Raw genomic sequence first — 19894 nt, 5'->3', positions numbered from 1 at the left:
TTTATCATTCATATTCATATATGTTTGATTTTACATCTTAAATCACCGCAAATATCCCCTAATATAGGCATACCGAGCCTTACAAAGATAAAAATAATAGTCTGAAAATCATTCTATTTTCCCCAATTTCTTCAGGCGACTTCTAGGTTATTATTAATATTTACATAACGTAGTTGTGAATTACTTTCAAATCTTTGTGAAAACATTAGACTCATAGTCCTTTCACGATGTTTTTTATGTTTCAAAAGCTTAATGAAAGTAACCCTTTATTACCCTCAACTATAGCGTACCCTTAAATACCTCACCAATTCCCCATATTTATCATCCTTAGCAATAGTTTCTACTATCAAATGAGGATCAACCAAACGATACACACCCTTATCCAACAATTCATTTTCTCATCAAGAAAAATTTCATGATACTCGCGCTACCTTCCCATATAATCGCTATATTCAGATATATCATCAGTGTTTTTCTCAAACGTAAATGATACGTTTACTGCTCCGGAAACAAACGTCATTGCATCGGCAAGCTTTTTCTTATTTTCAGAAATCAACGGATGAAGAGTATCCGTAAGAAATACTCCTTTCAGATATTTTATCTTTCCGATGCTTTCCTTCAACGTTTCCACTCCCCTAAAATCCTTGCTATTTGGTTCAAAACAGAATCGGCCATTGAGTATGTCCGACATCATGTTGGTATAATATAGGAGTTCGGATATTATACCGACTTTATTGTTTCCTTTGGCTTTCAGTTCATAGATTTTCATGGTTTCTTCTTCTATTTCCCACATATCGAGAAATGAAGTCAGAGTCAATCTGTTAACGTCGGCCACCTTGTCTTTAAAAAGCCCTATGGGCAACTGTTGGTTTATAATCTTTCCTTTCTTCTTTTGAGCTTCTATGTATATGCGTTCCAGTCTGGCTTCCGCGTTCTGTGCCACTTCGATGCTTGCTGCATCATTTTTCGGACATGTCAATACCGCTCCGTCAAGTGAATATACATTTGCCATTATCATTGCATCTTCCGGTATCTTCCAGCCATAATTCCGGCTACATTTAAACAGACGGTAACAGAATTGTTTCTCTTTTGGAGAGTCACCCATCTGAAAGCTATCACAAAACTTTATGTTTACTTTTTTTACCTGATATCCTTTATTCTCCAAAGCTGATTTTATGCACAATATCCATCCCTCGAATGCTGATGAATCATCCTGCATATTTCCGAATACTGACTTACTATCCAATACGATTTCAAGTCTATCATCAGAGAAACTGAAATCAATACCAGAAGGCAGATTACTGCCTATTATTTCTTTTATTTCCTTTTTATCCATAAATCCTAATTGGTACCATTCTACTACCCATATATCAACGTATCTTTTCCAGCGTCCACCTACACCTCTCCCCTCCGTAAAACTCGTCGAGCACTTCGCCGAATATGCTACCTGGCTGCACTGCATCGAACAGCGTCATGCTTGATTTAAGTTTCAAGGCATCGATATCTCCCATAATGCTTTCGATGTCTTTTCCTTTATGCATAAGCAGACTTTCTGTTATCTCAAAAAGCCTTTTACGGAGCAATTCATTTTCAAGATAATCTCTGGCTTCCTGCAAGGAGGTAATTCCATAGTACTCTGAATTATAGCTGAAACCAAGACCTTTCATCTGCGGGAAGATATACCATATCCAGTGCGTCAATTTCCTGCCGTTTATTATCTCTTTCAAAGCTTGGTCATAACTGTCGTTTTGGGCTTCGATAAATCTTTGAAGTCCTGTATTTTCAATGTTTTTCATAATCATAATTTTAAAATAATTAAAACTCAACAAGTGCAAAGCTTATGGTATAGTAACCAATCGCAACTGGGAAAAATAAAAAAAGAGTGACTAAAGCCTTTAGAAAAGGATCTGCAATCCATCCCAGTACTTCAATCACTCTCTAAAAATAATTACATATATTCAAATGATAAGAATATCACCTTGCGTCTTTCCATCCACCTCTTTTCACTATAGGCACACGATGACGTTTTTCCCAGTCCTCACGAACATTCTGAGAAGACGGTGCACTCAAAGCACGCGAAACTGAATAGTTTCTGTTTATTTCATCATAAGCGGCAAAGTCCTCGAAATCATATACCCAACTATCGCCTTCGGAAAGTTCCATAATGACCTTATACAGTCTTTCGCGACTTGGCGCGTTAAACGGAGAGTCATTATAACGCATCATGCTGTTTTCTGTAGGTCTGTAAGCTCCTTTGCCATACAAATAAGAACCTTCATAAAGTCCCAGACTTTCACCGGCATAACGCATATCATCCAAGAAATGTGCCCATTTTACTTCTTCAGGATTATTCCGCCAGTCAACATTGGCGCCCCATCCATAATTGTTCCACATATTATCCAACTCTATGCGCCCTGCATCAGGCAACGTCTGATTCTCATAACCTCCTTCCACATATTCATCCATCAACCTGCCCAATCCGTGACCGCAAACTTCATGGTTCAGGACATCGTTTACACCATCCATCATATATCCTACGTACGTTCCGCCATCTAAATACATAGTGGTATAACTCCGACCTGAACATCCTTTATTGTATATAACGGAAATCATCTGGTATGGAGCATTCTCCAATCCCGGCACTTTTCTTGCATACTCGAAACAAAGTGCGTCATCTTCATTTATCCTATGCACAGCATTAGGATAGAATTCAGCATTCGGAGATACAACCTTCACACAATATACATTGAAACGGTCTCTAAACGATTTTAGCGGTTCATAGGCAAAATACTGATCCATGGCTTGTTTCATTACCTGCTCATATAATCCGTCGTCGCCCATGTCTTTATCAACAAATGCCTCACCCATAAATACCAGATCTATTCCTTTTCCTCTGGTGGCAGTCTGCAATGTCTTCACTTCACCATCTCGCGAATAGTCCGTAGAAGTATATAAATCTACATCTCCCAAACGTTCTGACAATATATTTGTTATTTCATTACGATTTTGCGTCAAGCTCTGGAGTATCACCTCCTTGTTCTGATCAATAACAAAAATCGTAGGAGTAAGTCTTGTAAAGAAGCCTGGAATCTGGAATCCGCGGATTGTCTGCATTTCAAAATTTCTCCATTTTATCTGATGTTCGTTTACATATTTCTGTATCTCATCCTTTGTGTCAAGACAATACCCTATCACTTCAAACCCTTTATCTTTATATTTTTCATACAAAGGTTTCAGATAGTTCTCTATATAATCATTAGAAAAAGGACATGTATAACTCCAATGAACTATAGCTGTAAGCTTGTTTTTCGTATATTCAATATCCGACGAGATGGTATTTCCGTCTATATCTTGTATCACAAAATCCGGGGCCGGAAGCACAACTCCTGAAATATCAAATCCTCCGGTTATACAGCCAACCCATAAGTTTTTCCAGTTCGGATGATTCACCACAGCATCCGGAATACGTCCTGTAAAATTATTATAGCCCAGATTGAAAGTTTCCAATACATCCATCAGTCCGGCATATGATTCTGGAAGTGTTCCCTCGAAATTATTATTGGACAAATCCAGATTTACCAATCCACAAAGCTTAGAAATCGATTCCGTCAATTCACCCGACATATTGTTATAGCCCAAATATAACCTCTTCAGATGACGCAGTTTCTCTATCTCAGCAGGAATATTTCCTGTCAGGTTATTATCAATTAGATTTATTCCTTCTACATATTCACCGGACATGCTTATACCATACCATTCCGACAAAGACTTGTCACTACACCAGTTGGTATTGTTTGTCCACTGCGGACCTCCTGTAGCATTATAAAAGGCAATCAATGCCTCACGCTCTTCCCGTTCAACCTTATCAGGATCATAATCTACTTCACCTAATGTCAAATCGTAAACATGGCCGGCCTGGAAACCACCCACAGGCGCTTTCTTTTCCAAAAGGCCGTCACCCGTCCCGTTGGCATCAAATTTATAGAATGTGAGATAATTGTCCTCTGTGGTTGGAAGAACTGCTATATAACAGGTTATAGTATCCTTGGTTTCAATCACGTCAGAAGGAACATTGTACCACACATAGTCTCTTTTCTCTGTTACAATCTTCTCTTTCTTAAAATCAAAATATGGAGTTACATCCACATCATTATCAACATACATAATAGGCTCCAAAGATTCTACTAAAATTCCATAACTTCCTTTCAGGAGTTCAGTTTTGATATTTAATTTAATGAAAGCAAACAGATGCTTGAAGTTCAAGACCAGTTCGTCTCCGGCAATTTGACCTTTGGCATACATCAAATCGCATTTGGCAGACGGAAGACCTTCGGAATATTCCTGATTCAACTTCGGAAGCTGCATCTTAGGATAGTCAATTGTTGTCTGTTTATATGGATAAAACGCATAGACTTCCTTTCCTTCCTGCTGATTAAGACGTTGTCCGGCAGGAGCGAAACTGACTTGTTTGCCTGAAGAAGTTGCTTTGTATTCCAGCAGTGATGTCTGTGTATCAGTAAACAGTCCGATTGCATCATCTGCCGCCCATGTAACTGTCACCTTACCATCTCCAACTTCATATTCTGTTCTTGACGGAGTATCCAAATTACCTATTACGCGAAAACCGCCGTCATCGCCAAACATATTTTCGTCAGTACAGCCGACTATTGTCCATACCAGCAAAAACAGACCTATATAATTCTGAATCTTTTTCATTACACGTTGTTTTTAATGTTGTTACGATAAACTATTTCCATTCCTCAATTGGCATATCATCAGGTCCTTCCCCTTCAGGCTGGAATGTCTTCTCCTTCTGATTGATAAAGATTTCTCTCTTTTCATCACCGCAAACCACAGTCAGAATTCCGTAACGCTGATTTTCGGTATTATTTTCTGAAACGGATATTTTCAATGTATATTCTCCCGCCGTTCCCTGTGAAGGAGATACGCTTATCCATGATGATGCAGACTCGTCAACTTCAACACTCCAATCTTTGTTTGTCACAAGATTTACTTCTATTACCTTTTCTGCACTGCTTATATCCCATGAAGTCTGAGATTCGGGAATATCAAGAACTGTTTCCTGTCTGCCCTGAAAAATATTAATATCCTTTCTCATATCACCGGATACTATAGTTACAAATCCGTAGCGTTCTTCTTCGGTATCATTTGCCGACACGGATATCTCCAATGTATATTCTCCTGCAGTACCTTTTGAAGGAGAGGCACTTATCCATGACGAGGCTTTATCATCAACTTCGATGTTCCAATCTTTATTGGTTACAAAATTCACTTCAATGACCTTTCCCAGACAATTTACATCCCATGAAGTCTGAGATTCAGGAATGTCAATAACAGTTTCCAAACCATATTGCATTAATGAAAGATCAACTCTTTCATCGCCTGACACGATAGCCACAAACCCGTAACGCTGTTCGCCTGTTTCATTTGCAGCTACAGACATCTCCAATGTGTAATCTCCTGCTGTTCCTTCATTAGGCGACACACTTATCCACGATAAAGCCGATTCATCTACTATTATCTCCCAATCGTTACTTGCAGAAAATTCCACTCTAATCAAATCTCCCTCATTGCTTACATCCCACGATGTTTGTGAATTCGGAAATTCAATTGTTACATCTTCTTCATCATCACCACCTTCCAACAAATCGATAAGTTTATCGCACGAAGAAAAGATAAATAAAAACATGACAAGGAATCCGGAAAGCAGAGCCTGACTCCTTTTAAGAATAACTTTAGATGCCATATTATAAAAATTTATTGATAACATTAATTACTGTTTTCTCAAGTAAAGGCAATATAAAAATATTACTTCATAAACGCCGGTACCGGCAAATGCATGCCGGCTATCACAAGATTATTCTTGCGGGCATACTCTATATAATGTTTACGGCTTTTTATCGCTCCCCTCTTATCCATGTCGTATGTGGCACAGATATCAGGATATTTCAGCTGCAGCGCCGCTCCGTGCATCAGATCACCTACCACCAACAGCTTGCCGGTCTGGAATACAGTATGTCCAGGAGTATGGCCGGAAGCATCCATTGCTATAACATTACAAGGTAGTGTATCTCCAAAAGCAAACATATGAACACGGTCGCCATACGCTTTCATCATAGTTTCTACCTGCGACTTCTTGTCCTCTGGCATTTTCATCCACGCATCATACTCCGTTTTAGAGGCATATACTTCTGCATTTGTAAATACAGGACTGCCGTCTTTCATCATGCCTCCTATATGGTCTCCATGAAAATGAGTTATGAAAATATAGTCTATTTCAGACGGTGCGACACACAAAGTTTTAAGGCCTTCCTGTAACTTGCTGTCAGGTGCTCCTACTCCTGAATCAAAAAGCATATACTTTCCATCCTTTTCTACCAGGAAAGCGCTCACCGAGGCAGGTATGCCATTCTGAAGTGAAAGACTGTCAATCTGTGCATCTGTAGCATCCGGGAATAAAAAGCGTGGCATTAGGCGATCTTTTGCATTATCTCGTATCCATGTAACTTTCATTCCATCAAGTTCTAAGGTGGATAGCATATTTTCTTTGACATTTAATACTTCCACACTTTCTGTAATCACATCTTTTTCTTTTGATTGTTTTGATTGTCCGGAACAACCAAGCATAAACAATGGTACTATCATATATGCTACACTACTGACAACAACATTCTTCATAGACATTTATTTTACGGTTTATTACTTCATAACACCATATAAGGTATATAAAAAAATATTTCCTTAAGGATAGTCTTCTGTTTTGAAATATACAAAGATACTTATTTATTGTTTAAATACCGAAACAATTTGTTATAATTTTCAAATTAGAAACAGCTATATACAGACAATAAATATATTACTCTAAAAAAAGATCCCCTTTTTCCATGAATTCAAGAAAACCGTATCTTTATCATTTGTCATTTTTGGTTTTAAAGCCTTTAAGCTAACAAATAAAATCGGCTTGATTTAAGTAATATTCATGCGAATATATAAATACTAATTATTATTTATTATTGCCAATATAAGTTATCACTATTCAACAAACATTATGAAGGTTCCATACCTTTTGGAATAGCCATAGCCACCATATTCACCATTAATTTTAGGGCCATTAGGGCCATAGGTTCATATGGCCCTATTTTACCGGTACATAGTCATATAACATAATATATTGTACAATATAATGCCAGATATTTTCTGATATTATGGATTATTTTTGAACCTTAAATTTATATAGGTTTATATCACATGTACATGCTATGAAAAATATATAAGCTCATTACCGCATTTTGTATAATTTTAACTTTTATTAAACACAAAAGAAATAGTTCATATATATAAATTTACCATATATCAGGTTAGTATAAAGCTGAAAGAGTTATTCAATATCGGAATTCATGAGAAAATATGATTGAAACTATTGTTAGAAAAATGGGGCCATATGAACCTATGGCCCTAATAACCCTAATTCATGCAATTTTTTTATATGAAAAGTAGTATAAAACAAATGTAAAGGATTGCTCTATAATTAACATAATACAACAAATAATCAAAGCTTGGATGTAGAAACAAAAATGAAAAAAGAGGTGATTATCAGAAATTTTGCAACTAAATACAATAAAGCATAATTAGATTTTATACCCTCCCACAAAAGCGTGCGCACGTTCAAGGCAAAGCGTGCGCACGCTTAAAATCGAATGAACGCACGTTTTAAGCGAAATGTGCGCACGTTTTTTTGAGCTTGTTTTATTGCATTTTTCCATAGATTTCCCAACTAGAATTTGGAAATCAAAATAAATTGCATTATTTTTGTAATTGAGTGTGGCACAATTTTAAAACCACCACATTTTAATTCTATTTTTTCATAAACAACAAAACAATGTCGAAGAAGCAAAACAGCAGGTTTATGGATTAAAAAAATCATTCATTAAACTAAGTTTTTTCCGATGGCCGCAAAGAAAAAAATCATGCGGCAGGGATTGCTATGCTCTTTGACTTACGGGTTCATACCCGACTCTTCGACTGGGAAGAGGGGGTTCTATTTTGAAAACTAGTTGTTAGTTACTAATTATTAGTTGTTAGTTATCAGATTTTAAAGAAACTCAAAAATCACGTTGTTTATGAAAAATGTATTCTTACGCGTAAAACGCAATTTCGATTCAAATTCAAATAATTTTGCTCCTGAATATGCCGACTGTCACCTTGATGTAGAATTTTCAGCTCCTAAAGGTCTGACCGGAGTAAAAGAGATGTCGGTACGTATTTATTCTTCCTCTTACAGGCTAATGGGTACCGGATGTATCACCCATAATCCGGACAATATTCTGAAAAAATCTTCCTTTCTACTGGCAAATGACGATTTATGGGATGCCGGCATGTATCGAGCCTACATATATATAAACGGAAATCCTAAATGGTTCTGCGAACTTGACCTGCCGATATCTTCCAACTATTGGACACGAAAAGCAATGCAACCGATAGAAGGACATCAGCAGGAAATGTTCTTTGCCGGGAAACTGGCATTTACCAACTGGTGGCATAAGCTGTACTGTGGACGTTTCAAAGAGCCTCTCATAAAGCTGCTGATAGACAGACTGCTGATTTACAGTAATGATATAAGCAACAGAAAGGCCGAAAAACTGCCTCACCTGCTGGTGACCGGCGAGGGTGAAACCTGTGGTGCCAAGGCTTTGGCTTCGATGATTTTGGGCGGATTCATAACAGGCGATGATGTCTCCATGAAATACAGCCTGTCGCTCGAGGAAATCACTACTGGAGCTTACGGATGGAAGAACATGGAAGAAAAGGTGGCAAAGGCAAAGGCTGTGATTGTGGAGGTGACAGAACTGAAATACAACGCTCACACCATGAACATAGTAAACCTCATTGCCAGCATTATCAGATACGATACATTCAAGGGTACAACTTTCATCTTGCATGGGAAAGACAAGGACATTGCAATGATGATGGAAAAATGTGTACTGATGAACGGACTATTCACCGAAGAGACCACATTCAGGTTGTCATCCGACAGATCAGTAGGATTTGAATATGAATACGACCAGGAAGCTGAAGATTTTCAGAGACTGGTAGAGGGACTGATGGATGAAAAATTCGGCTTCAATAATGACGAGGAAGATTCCCGAATATCTGGCACAAAGGCGGAAAAGGAACTGGAAGACATGGTAGGACTGCAAAGAGTGAAAGACGACATGAGAGAGGCCAGAATGATGGCTATGTTCAACCAAAAGAGGGCTGAGATGTGTCTGCAGACAAATAATGAGCAGCGAAACCATATGCTTTTCCTGGGTAATCCGGGAACGGGGAAAACCACTGTGGCAAAACTTGTGGGCGAAATATATCACAACTTGGGTTTACTCAGCAAAGGGCACACAGTGGAGACTAACCGCTCGAAACTGGTGGGAGAATATATAGGTATGACAGAAAAAAAGACTCTTGAAGCCATCGAGGAGGCTCGAGGAGGTGTACTGTTCATTGATGAAGCATATACACTCGTATCTCATGAGAGTGATACGAAGGACTTCGGCAAGGAGATTCTGAATGCTCTGCTCACGGTACTCTCGGAGCCTCAACCTGACATGATTGTGATCCTGGCAGGATATGAGGACAAGATGATGAATATGATGAAAACAAATCCGGGACTGAAAGACCGCTTCCCGCTGACATTCCATTTTGACGACTATTCTGCAGAAGAGCTGATGGAAATGGCTTGCCGCACACTGAAAGCAGGGAACTACCGATTGACTGACGATGCTCATAAATGTCTGAATACCTTGATAGAAAAAGCTGCGGCTAACCGCAACGAGTATTTCGGAAACGGACGATGGGTGCATAATCTGATTTATCAGGGCATCATAAAAAGTATGGCTCGAAGGGTTATGACATCCTCTCCTACCGAAAGAAACATAGACATAGATATGCTGTGTGTGATTGAAGAATCAGACATAATAGAAACTGAAAAAAACTTTCTCAGCCTGAAAACGGCAAATATTTCATCACCACGCCCTATTGGTTTCAGGGCGTGAGTGATATATGTTATTTTTTTAGTAATTTTGATTCTGAATATAATAAATAAAAGGATATGATATCACTGGATAAACTTAAGGACATAGTAATGAATGCTTCGGCACTCATGGTTACCGAAGGATTTGACATTTCGAGCAAGGAAGGGTATTCAAATATTGTTACCTCTTCGGATATTGCAGTGCAGGATTACTTGTGTAAACAGTTGGCAGAGGCACTGCCGGTCAGCGGATTTCTTTGTGAAGAAGAGGATATGCATGACGCAAACCATGAATATACATGGATTATCGACCCGATAGACGGGACGGCCAACTATAGCCGTGGGATAGCAGAATGCGCCATCTGCGTAGGATTGAAACATTATTCGGACATGATAATGGGGGTTGTATATCTTCCAAGGACTAAGGAAATGTTCTATGCAGAAAAAGGTAAAGGAGCTTATCTTAACGGCAAGAGAATCCATGTTTCAAATCGTGGCTTCGGAAATGCGATAATGTGTACCGCCCTGCCTGTATATCATAAGGAATATGCAGAAATATGTTCAGGAATAATACGTGAAACTTTCGGAAAATGTAACGACATACGCCGCTTCGGTGCTTGTGCTCCTGAATTGTGCTACCTGGCAATGGGAAGATGCGAACTGTACTTTGAGTATCTGTTAAGCCCATGGGACTTTGCAGCCGCATCACTAATCCTTACGGAAGCAGGTGGAAAGATTTCAGGTCTCGACGGCAAACCTCTTGACTTTGTCTCTCCTTGCGGAGTAATAGCCGGAAACAGCTCTGAAAACCTGGAAGAGCTTTTCAATATTATACAGAAACACATCGGATAAAACCGGGATACAGGTGTCCGCCTGCAGAAAATACCAACCAATTCAGTTCTGATTTTGGTTGGCATTTTCTGTTTTGTACATCATGCAAATTATCAAAGCATTGATAATCAGCACATATCGGTTATTCTATGTACATTATAAAATCATTATCATCCTGCAAAATCTATATATCTTTGCAACCGGAAACGAAAACATAGCCAAACAAATTATGAAGAAAACATTATTGACTATCATTACTGCTACAGCATTGTCGTCATGCTGTACTGTTTTTACCGCATCGAAACAGAACATTACATTCATGGCTCCAAACGGAACAAAGATTTATGATGTAGAGACTAATATAAAGATAGCGGAAGTGGAAAAAGATAACATGGTAACTACTAAGATAAAGAAAAAAATCACAGACAAACAGCTTATAGCACGAAAAGACGGTTACGCTCCCACCCCTTTCATTCTTGAAACAGAATTTAATGCCTCATCCCTTTGGAATTTCCTTTTCTGGCCGGGATTTCTGGTTGATTTGGGTACCGGCAAAATGTTTAAATGGGACAACACAATTATTAATGTAGAACTGGAACCTGAGACAGGCACCAATGAATAAGAGAAACTAAACTAGACTTAACTTATAGTTATTTCGATACACGCAGCATTGAAATCAAGTAAAAACATCCCGCTATAATTATAAATTAAATGAATCTCCGTAGTACTTTTTTCCGCTGACTACGGAAACTAAAAAATCCTGCTTCCGTATTCTTATAAGAAAAACGGAGGCAGGATTTTATTTTGTCTAACTTTAAAACTAAGATTGAGATTACTTGATATTGGATTCTTCAAGCTTATATCCAAACTTCTTGTCTGCAATTTTAAGGGCAAATGCCACCAGCAATGAAAGTACGGCAAAACCTGTGAAAATACACATAGGGAGTGTATAATCGTATAGGTTTGTTCCTGTTGCAGTCTTACCGGTGATACAATAATTGTCGAGTACAAAACCGATAAGTGTAGGTACACCCCACAGACCTATGTTCTGTATAAAGAAGATAAGCGCGTATGCTGTTCCAAGCTGATGGGCAGGGAATATCTTCGCTACAGAAGGCCACATTGCAGAAGGCACAAGCGAGAATGCTATACCGAGGATTATCATAAGAATGATGGCGATGTATGCACCTGTGATGAAAGGCAAAGCATAAACAAAATGTACAAATATAAGCATTGCTGCTCCGAACATCATTATTGAAGCTGCCTTTCCACGCTTATCGACCATTCCACCGAATACCGGCGTAAGGATCAATGCTCCCAAAGCAGGAAGACCCGCAAAGAATCCGGCTACGTTTTCGTCAATACCGTACTTTGTAATCATCAGTTCCGAAGCGAATTTCTGGAATGGGAATACGCATGAGTAGAACAACACGCAAAGCAGGGCAATGAGCCAGAAGCCCGGATTTGAAAGGATTGTTGCCACATCCTTGAAAGAGAACTTTTCGTTGTCAGAAGATTCATCCTTGATTTCTTCCATCTGTGTATCGAGCTTCTTGTCGAGTACAGAGAATGAGAAGAATGCAATCATACCGCCTACGAGGCATACAAGACCAATGAGAACAGGTGTAGTAAGTTCGAACGAACGTGCCACAGGGATAGCTACTGCGTATGCAGCCTGCGAACCTACACGTGCAAGGGCAACCTGAACTCCCATAGCTGTAGCCATTTCCTTACCACGGAACCATTTGGCTATCATCTTCGTTACGGTGATACCGGCAACCTCGGCTCCTACTCCGAACACTGAATATCCGGCAGAAGCGACGAAGACATCGGCTTTGTATCCAAGGATTGTATCGGCAGTTCCCACCATGCTTGTCATGGCATAATACTCAAGTCCTGTACCTACTACCATGAGTATGGTAGCCAACTTTCCTGTAAAACGAATGCCGAATCTGTCAAGAATCAATCCTCCCCATATCAGCATAAGGCAGAATACATTCAAGAAGCTGTAGGCACCTGTGTATATTCCATAATCACTACTTGTCCATCCAAGACCATTGTCGGCTGGAGCAGCCTCAAGCATACTCTTTAGCGGTGCGACTACATCGTTCACATAATAAGCAGCCATCATTGTGAAGGCTACAATAGCCAGAGCACCCCATCGCATGCCCCACGAATCGTTTAACTTTTTCTTTACCTGTTGTGTCATTTTATGTATATTTATTTATCATTTTTCGAAAAAAACGATGCAAAGATACACATTTTCTTGCATTTAGGAAACAAATATACATTTATGCCAATGATAAAATCAGCAACTGCGCCGTGAGGACACGAAGGAACATTGTAAGCGGATAGACTGTGGCATATCCTACTGCAGGGGCATCGCATGATGTCTGGTCGTTGGAATATGCAAGTGCAGGCGGATTGGTTGTCGCTCCTGAGAGGACTCCGATAAGAGTATAATAGTTGAGTTTGAAAGCATAACGGCCTACAAGTCCGGCTATAATCAAAGGCACTACGGTAATTATAACTCCATATCCAATCCATACATATCCTCCGTGATGAACTATAGTATCGACAAATCCGGCTCCGGCTCCCAAACCTACACAGGCAAGAAATAGTGAAAGACCTATCTCGCGGACCATCAGATTGGCACTCATGGTGGTATAGGTTATCAGTTTGTACTGAGGGCCGAAACGGCTGATCAATATAGATACAATTAGCGGACCTCCTGCCAGACCTAACTTAACAGGCTGAGGGATACCGGGGAAAACAAATGGAATACTACCAAGAATACATCCCAAAGCTATACCTAGGAATATAGGAATAAGGTTAGGATGGTTAAGCTGCTTCAACGAGTTACCAAGAACTTTCTCTGTCTGACCTACTGCAAGCTCATTACCGACAATCATAACACGGTCGCCTATCTGGAGCTGAAGGTTTGGTGAAGGAACCAAATCTACTCCCGAACGGTTTACTCTTACTACATTGGCTCCAAAACTGTTTCTGATTTTGAGCTGTGAAAGCATCTTGCCATTTACCTCTGAACGGGTAATAACGACACTTCTAGTTACAAGGTCGGCTTCTTCATTGTCCCAGTTCATCTCTACCTGACAGCCAAGGAATACTGTTATGGCATCGATATCAACCGGAGCAGATGTAAGAAGAATCTTGTCATTCAGGTTCAATACAGTATCGGCACCTGCCATTTCCACTGTTCCTGTATCTGCATGATATATGTGTGAAACAACGAAATATCTCTTCACCAGAGGATGTATATCACGGAGTTTCTTTCCTATTACAGACTCATTGTGTATCTCGATGGTAACAGGTCGTACAGTCAGTTCCTGAAGATGTCCCAAACCGCGTTTGGCATCAGTTTCTTCTGTATCAAGCTTAACGCGAAGAATATATCTCAACGCCCAGAGAGAAAGGATACATCCGATTACACCAAGCGGGTATGCCACAGCATAACCTAATGCTATTTCTGGAGCATCAACACCGTTGAGGTCGCTGTTTGCCTGTTGTGCGGCACCAAGACCCGGTGTATTGGTTACGGCACCGGAAAGAATACCAACCATAGTTGTGATAGGCACTCCGGATACAAAATGAAGTACTATTGCCAGAATTACACCGGAAAAGACAACTGTCATCGCCACCATATTGAGTGTGAGACCTCCTTTCTTGAACGCAGAGAAGAAACCCGGACCAACCTGAAGACCTATTGAATAGACGAACAGAATAAGTCCGAACTCCTTGAGAAAATGGAGCAGGTGTTCATCAAGATTCATATTGAAATGTCCGAAGATAATTCCGACGAAAAGTATCCATGTGATACCCAAAGAAACACCGGCCACCTTTACTTTACCAAGCGCAATACCTATCGTTATTACCAATGACAGAATAAGTACGGAGTGCGCCACTCCCCCTCCCCATAAATTGGGATAACCCATAAACAGGTTTTCAATCAATTCCATAATTATAGTTTTTTATTGTATTAAATTTTCATAGATCTTGAATTACGGGGGGCAAAGGTAATAACAATATCTCTATAAAGATAATATTTATGGGAGAGAATTCTTTTTGTGAAAAGGGATAATGTCAGATATTTTATGATTTGCGAAGTGTATTAAGAATGTCGCTCATTGCATCAATGTCAGAACATATCCTTTCCACTACATTATCCAGACTTTCATCCAGCGATATAAGATTTTCCAATGTCTCACTGTCCATATCCCTAAAGTTAAATTTCTTATGGAGATTTCCATAGGCCAGATACCATCCATGCTGGTCTTTCTCATAAAAAGACATTTTAAAGTTCGCCATCAAATCATCATAGTCCTTGTAATCTGTTATTGGAACGTAGTCACAATTTCCATTTCCGGCATTCTCAATATTTTTCTTTCTGGCAAGGAAGCCGCATTTTACAGGAGTATGCATTCTGACAGCATATAAAATATCAGAATCTCTATAAGCTCCTATTTTAAACTCAAACCCGTAGTGATTGTCCCTGTTGTTTCTATAATAGTTTTCTACCATATCATCAGAAGCAATAATATAATTGCTGTTTTTAGGAGCAGGAGCTACTTTATAGCCTTTACCTTCCATCTTTTTCCTAAGACTATTCCAGAACTGTTTCTATAAAGATATTTCACTTAGTTCTATTGCTTTTTTCAGTGTAGAAATATTTCTGATATACTCATTATTGCCAAGTATCAACTGTTCAAGTTCTTTTTTCATTTCACTATGCATAGTCTGGTTGGTAAGATATTTTACTAAATTAATATAATGATTTATAGCTTCGCGTATCATAGGCCTGCCGGACACCTCATCCTTACTCCTGCATTTCTCAAGCCATTGCAATATGTCTTTTTCATATGAAAGGATATGATAGTTTACACCTTGCACTAACTGTTTCTTGTTTTTATCATTACCGGTTGTCTTATCTTCATCGTGAACATCACCGAATAATGACAGATATATCAACCTATACTCTGTTTTCAGGCTTTCGGCATAATTATAATATCGCCTTATCTGATTATCCTGGTCTGATGCATAAATTTTATTTTCGATAATTATACATTTTCCGGAAGAATCCATTATATGTATATCTATGCGACCGCCTGTTTCATCTGTGACTTCTCCAATATACTTTTCACGCTCAACTATAGCATTAGCCGATTCGAAATTCATATCCTTAAAGATATCCATTTCAAGAAACAGCTTCAAAAAGACATCTCCCATCCTGTGTCTTCCTTTAGGATTAAGAAGATCAGCGATAAAAGCAGAATGCACGCCCGTTTCATTTGATGTCATATCAATTACCTGAAATATATTATAATACTCACCGGATAGAAGCTCCCGGTTAATATATTTTTCAGATATCCTGCATACTTCTTTCAGTAAGTTTTCCATATAGATTCTCTTTTTATCAATGGTACAAGAATATTCTCTATAACCGTATTATCCAGACGGTGTCCTCCATCAAACCATATGGCATTATCATAATGAGAAGTATATTCATCAAACCCGTTTACGAGAGTGTCATTTTTCCCAAACAAGGCATAGGTATATTTTCTGTCAAAGTCCGTAATATTCTCAAACTGACAGAATTCTAGTTTCTGATAGGCATCGCACAGTTCAGGAGTTATTTCAAAATGAGTTTCTCCATCTTGACGTGGATTGAGAAACTCCTGTGTGCCGATTATGGTACGCATAAACTCAGAGACATGGAAAGCTGGATTGACCAATATCCTTTTATATCCCTTTAGTAACTGTGTGAACATTCCTCCCATGGATGTTCCGACAATAATATCCGGATGCTCTATTTCGCATAGTTCTTTCAGCATAGAAAAAGCTTCTTGTGGATTTACCGGCAGATCCGGAGATAAAACCTCATATTCGGGTAAAAGTTTTCGTAAAGTTCCTGCTGTAGCGGACATACCTGAAGAGGACAGTCCGTGTATGTATAAAAGTTTCTTGGAGGGCTCTTCTTCTGACAAATTCTTCTTTATAAAACTTTCTTTAAGCATAATCTTTCAATCTAATTATTTTCACGTTTTATACAAATTATACTCATTCCGATCAATAAATTTCATTTTACAGGAACTTTTTTCAAAAAAAACTTTTAATAAGAAGCCTTGAAATTGAAGACCGGCCTTATAATAGTCTCTATATCAACTGAATCAAATATATTCTGTATGATTTCATCTTTAGGTTTATACACCATAGGAGATTCGTCTTTTGTTTTTTCAGTTATAGTCTCACTATAGATGCCTGACATAGAATCTCTGAAATCACTCAAACTGATTTTATTGATAGCATCTGTACGGCTCATTATTCTTCCGGCACCATGAGGAGCTGAGAAGTTCCAGTCTTCATTGCCTTTTCCAATACAAATCAAAGAACCGTCACGCATGTTCAATGGTATGATACATCTTTCTCCTAATCGGGCTGATATGGCTCCTTTCCTGATTATATTATCATCACCAATATAATTATGAACACTCTCGAACGCTTGAAAAGACTCTTTAGAAAGAACAAAACCATTACTGACCATAAAATCCATTATCTGATCTACGATTAACTGTCGATTGATTTGCGCCCAATGCTGACAAATATGCATATCATGAAGGTAGTCACAACGGAACTGTCCTTCTAAATAACACAATTCTTGAGGTATAGTAAGTTCCCTGGTTCTGAAGGAGTTGTGCAGTTCCCTTATGACTCCCTGTAATTCATTTCTTCTTCCTTCTTTTTTATACTCGGCTATTATACGATTTTTTTCTTCAATCAGCTTATCCCACCCGGACTGACATTTAATAGCCAGTTTCTGATAAAAATCTGCCACCTGCTTCCCTAATTTGCGGCTTCCTGTATGCACAACAAGATAATAAAGACCAGATTCATCTTTGTCCAATTCTATAAAATGATTTCCACCACCAAGCGAACCTATGGATTTATATAATCTACGAGCTTCCTTCAATTCACGATAACAGCGTAGCTGCAATATCAATTGCTTTGCATTCTGATACAGTTCTGAATACTTTCCAGGCAATGCCAGATAGTTTTCATCCCTAATGTCACGCCCTGAAGGAATAGCATGGAGGATATATTCATTCAAAGCGTGGAAGTCTATAGGATTGCAACACAAAAATGGCTTGACAATCATACCACATCCTATATCTACTCCCACTATGTTAGGAATCACCTTGTCACCCAGGTTCCCTGTGAAACCTATCACACATCCTGCTCCGGCATGAACATCCGGCATAATGCGAATTTTACAATCACTAAATACACCTATAGACAGCAACTGCCTGATTTGTTCTATAGCATTATCTTCTATATTCTCTGTGAATATCTTTACATCATATCCTTCTATCGTCTTCATAAGATTATCTCTAATTACATTTGGTGAATATATCAAGTCGGAAAATATTTTTCTCTATATTGGAGTCATTATACATTCCCCATTTTAAGTTGCTTTCTTTATTCAAATTCTGCATAATACCATGAACTGTCTCATCCAAGAAAATTCCGACCGTACCATCATCAGTATCATTATTATTAAAAGTGATCAAAAGAATCATATTTGAAATATCATCATCAGAACTATATTTTGAAGGAAGATACTTAGATAAATTACTTGACTCTTGTCTTAAATAGTTTATATCACCTGATAGTGAGAAATATTCGACATACCTGGTATCGGAATTATATTTTAAAAATGTACCCACATCATAAATATCAAAACATAGTATGCCACGGTTAACGATTGAACCTATAAGATTTTTAACAAACTCAATCACTCTCCTATTCCCTTCCTTAAACAATCCGGATATTGTATTGCATGGTAAAGTATCATAATCTACCACAAAGATTCCATCTACCAGTTCTTCCAGACTATGTAATAAATCTAAAGCGTTTCTCCTTTTCTCAATATCTTCTGATGAATGAGGCAATGTGACAACAAGCAATTTTATCTTGGTTCCCATTTCAACCGATTTCTGAAGAAAAGTTTTTATGCAACCCTCACCGGTACCTCCTCCAAGACATACGACAAAACATGATACTATTTCACTTATAATTTTATCCAAACCTTGTAATGTCTTTTTACATTCCGACTCAGCAAATCTTTTATTTTTTCCACTTCCCAGTCCGTCAGTACCTATAAGATATTTATGCGGCAATGACAGTTCCTCCATTTCTTTTCTGTTCATGCCAAACACGTATAAATATCGTTTTAAGAATTCATAATCCTGCATTTCATTTACTATTCTTCCGGCTCCACCTCCAATACCAATTATAGAGACAATGGATTTATTTTCTTTAGGAAAATAGAAAGGCTTTGTTGAAGTTGTATTTTCTTCCATGCTTAAATGTCTTTATTTGAAAATCAGAAAAGCAGCAGAAGAACTGATATTCTTCTACTGCCATCATGTCTGTGTCAACACTAATCTAATTTCTTGAAATCAAAATCATTCTTACTGCAACAGGCTTTCTGATAATCAAAGCCATACATACGCATATAAGCCTCCTTCAGTTCTTTTGCTCCATTATAAAATGGATCTGAAGTGTGGGTTTGAGTAGTTACAGTCACTTCCATTTCAGGTGTCAGTACTGTTCCGTTTGTTCTCTTTACTCTCTTAGGAGTTACTCTGAATACTCTTGACATAAATTGTTTTTTTTAAATGTTAGACATTCTGTTATTAATTTTTGATATGCCAAAAGTATGTATGTGAATATGCCAAATTGAGGGATAGGGTGAGAAAAAATTATATTATTTACATTTGATGACGAATAAACGAATTATTAATCTCTATATATATTCATCAATTACGATATGAATCTATTTATAAGCATATAATATACACAGAAGAAGCCTGAAATAAATCAGGCTTCTTCAAAATATTTATCTCTATTTTATTAATTCAACAACTGAGATGATTTTAGAATACTGTCAAGTATGATTTTACAAAAAGAAGAAGAGTCATAGGTATTATCGGATAGTTCATC

At 38.2% G+C, this 19894-nt stretch carries 16 protein-coding genes; 3 read left to right on the top strand and 13 right to left on the bottom strand.

The features are described from left to right. Positions 1-427: 427 nt before the first annotated feature. The 5 genes from NW213_RS16255 to NW213_RS16235 form a co-directional block, all read right to left on the bottom strand. A complete protein-coding gene (locus NW213_RS16255) occupies positions 428-1336 on the bottom strand; it encodes a hypothetical protein (protein ID WP_258323420.1) in 909 nt (302 codons plus the stop codon). A gap of 34 nt (positions 1337-1370) precedes the next feature. Further along, positions 1371-1796, bottom strand: a complete 426-nt coding sequence (locus NW213_RS16250) for a DUF1810 domain-containing protein (RefSeq protein WP_258323419.1) — start codon at positions 1794-1796, stop codon at positions 1371-1373. A 178-nt stretch (positions 1797-1974) separates the two neighbouring features. Continuing rightward, positions 1975-4716: a fimbrillin family protein gene (locus NW213_RS16245; RefSeq protein WP_258323418.1), complete on the bottom strand. Its 2742-nt coding sequence runs from the start codon at positions 4714-4716 to the stop codon at positions 1975-1977. Between the two features lie 31 nt (positions 4717-4747). After that, entirely contained in the window at positions 4748-5767 is a 1020-nt protein-coding gene (locus NW213_RS16240; RefSeq protein WP_258323417.1) for a BACON domain-containing protein, read from the bottom strand. A 62-nt stretch (positions 5768-5829) separates the two neighbouring features. After that, positions 5830-6699, bottom strand: coding sequence for an MBL fold metallo-hydrolase (locus NW213_RS16235; protein ID WP_258323416.1), 870 nt, complete (start codon positions 6697-6699; stop codon positions 5830-5832). Between the two features lie 1442 nt (positions 6700-8141). Between NW213_RS16235 and NW213_RS16230 the strand changes: the two genes are divergently transcribed. The 3 genes from NW213_RS16230 (at position 8142) to NW213_RS16220 (ending at position 11498) form a co-directional block, all read left to right on the top strand. Continuing rightward, entirely contained in the window at positions 8142-10067 is a 1926-nt protein-coding gene (locus NW213_RS16230; RefSeq protein WP_258323415.1) for an AAA family ATPase, read from the top strand. 56 nt (positions 10068-10123) lie between these two features. Then, positions 10124-10897 carry an inositol monophosphatase family protein gene (locus tag NW213_RS16225; protein ID WP_258323414.1) on the top strand — a complete coding sequence of 258 codons (774 nt, stop codon included), beginning with the start codon at positions 10124-10126 and terminating at the stop codon, positions 10895-10897. Between the two features lie 208 nt (positions 10898-11105). After that, positions 11106-11498, top strand: coding sequence for a hypothetical protein (locus tag NW213_RS16220; protein ID WP_154044800.1), 393 nt, complete (start codon positions 11106-11108; stop codon positions 11496-11498). Positions 11499-11708: 210 nt separating this feature from the next. On the opposite strand, the gene NW213_RS16215 is transcribed toward NW213_RS16220, so the two are convergent. The 8 genes from NW213_RS16215 to NW213_RS16180 all read right to left on the bottom strand — a co-directional run bounded on the left by NW213_RS16215 (position 11709) and on the right by NW213_RS16180 (position 19553). After that, a complete protein-coding gene (locus NW213_RS16215) occupies positions 11709-13085 on the bottom strand; it encodes an MFS transporter (protein ID WP_258323413.1) in 1377 nt (458 codons plus the stop codon). A gap of 82 nt (positions 13086-13167) precedes the next feature. Next, on the bottom strand, positions 13168-14853 hold the full coding sequence (locus NW213_RS16210) for a putative transporter (RefSeq protein WP_258323412.1): 1686 nt from the start codon (positions 14851-14853) through the stop codon (positions 13168-13170). Between the two features lie 133 nt (positions 14854-14986). Continuing rightward, positions 14987-15484 carry a hypothetical protein gene (locus NW213_RS16205; RefSeq protein ID WP_258323411.1) on the bottom strand — a complete coding sequence of 166 codons (498 nt, stop codon included), beginning with the start codon at positions 15482-15484 and terminating at the stop codon, positions 14987-14989. Positions 15485-15514: 30 nt separating this feature from the next. Next, a complete protein-coding gene (locus NW213_RS16200) occupies positions 15515-16291 on the bottom strand; it encodes a PD-(D/E)XK nuclease family protein (protein ID WP_258323410.1) in 777 nt (258 codons plus the stop codon). Then, positions 16276-16908: a YqiA/YcfP family alpha/beta fold hydrolase gene (locus tag NW213_RS16195; RefSeq protein ID WP_258323409.1), complete on the bottom strand. Its 633-nt coding sequence runs from the start codon at positions 16906-16908 to the stop codon at positions 16276-16278. The genes NW213_RS16200 and NW213_RS16195 overlap by 16 nt, the downstream gene beginning before the upstream one ends. Positions 16909-17003: 95 nt before the next feature. Beyond that, positions 17004-18269, bottom strand: a complete 1266-nt coding sequence (locus NW213_RS16190; RefSeq protein ID WP_258323408.1) for an RtcB family protein — start codon at positions 18267-18269, stop codon at positions 17004-17006. A gap of 10 nt (positions 18270-18279) precedes the next feature. Beyond that, positions 18280-19251 (bottom strand): hypothetical protein, encoded by a 972-nt coding sequence (locus tag NW213_RS16185; protein WP_258323407.1) that lies wholly within the window; start codon positions 19249-19251, stop codon positions 18280-18282. 80 nt (positions 19252-19331) lie between these two features. Continuing rightward, complete coding sequence (locus NW213_RS16180) at positions 19332-19553, bottom strand: DUF6140 family protein (protein WP_258323406.1); 222 nt, start codon at positions 19551-19553, stop codon at positions 19332-19334. Positions 19554-19894 lie beyond the last annotated feature (341 nt).

The sequence above is a fragment of the Bacteroides sp. ET336 genome (assembly GCF_024733815.1).
Taxonomy (GTDB): Bacteria; Bacteroidota; Bacteroidia; order Bacteroidales; family Bacteroidaceae; genus Phocaeicola; species Phocaeicola cellulolyticus.
The sequence above is the reverse complement of the archived record's forward strand: the minus strand, read 5'-3'. Positions and strand labels throughout refer to the sequence as shown.